At 40.9% G+C, this 704-nt stretch carries 2 pseudogenes; both read right to left on the reverse strand.

What is annotated here, in order from left to right:
• Positions 1-294: pseudogene (locus tag OSCI_RS10040) on the reverse strand (mechanosensitive ion channel family protein); the annotation flags it as partial.
• A 135-nt stretch (positions 295-429) separates the two neighbouring features.
• Positions 430-704, reverse strand: a pseudogene (locus OSCI_RS10045) (mechanosensitive ion channel family protein); the annotation flags it as partial.

A 704-nucleotide genomic window follows, 5' to 3' on the forward strand; every position in this document is an offset into this window, starting at 1 on the left:
ATAAGTTACTATTAAGAAATTAAGGGTGTTCAGACCTCTCTGGATGAACTCAATCGTTATTGGCTGGCCGTTAAATTCCAGACTACTTCCCCATTGTGCTAATAACAAATTCATCCCGACGAAGCAGACTAGCAGAAGTATCGGGCCCCGTGAGATATTCAAGGCTACCAGTGGTATATCAGTTGGTAGTCGGCGTAAAACTACCCGCAGCACTAAGAACAGGATATACAAACTAACAATGGTAAGTCCCAGTATCCCAAAATTGCTGAGAAATGCTACAGCACTACTTGACATCTAATTGCCCTCCAATTGTGATGGAACTTTGAATTTGAATTTTTACTACTAATAGAATTCAATCATCAAAATTAAACAAATGATAGTGGACTGTAACTGAGGGTTAAACCTCAAGTTACAGCTAGAGCAGAAAGATTACATCAAGTAGGATTGTCTTAGATGCCAAACCAAATCCTGACGCACTTCACTCTTGATCCGATTTCCACGCTCGCAATGCTCTAGCTTGATGCTATCTACATAAAAGCGCACCGTTGTCTCCCGACTTTGGTCTCCATTAACTTCATTCACCCAAATTTTCGGGTCTTGCCATTGATTTCGAGAACTCTTAAAACTCTCACTCATCCAAACTTGAAAGCTTTCCACTAGATCGTCTAATCTCGTTTCCATGCCCACAGGATTGTTGATCGTCT

It is taken from the genome of Kamptonema sp. PCC 6506 (genome assembly GCF_000180455.1).
Classification (GTDB): domain Bacteria; phylum Cyanobacteriota; class Cyanobacteriia; order Cyanobacteriales; family Microcoleaceae; genus Kamptonema; species Kamptonema formosum.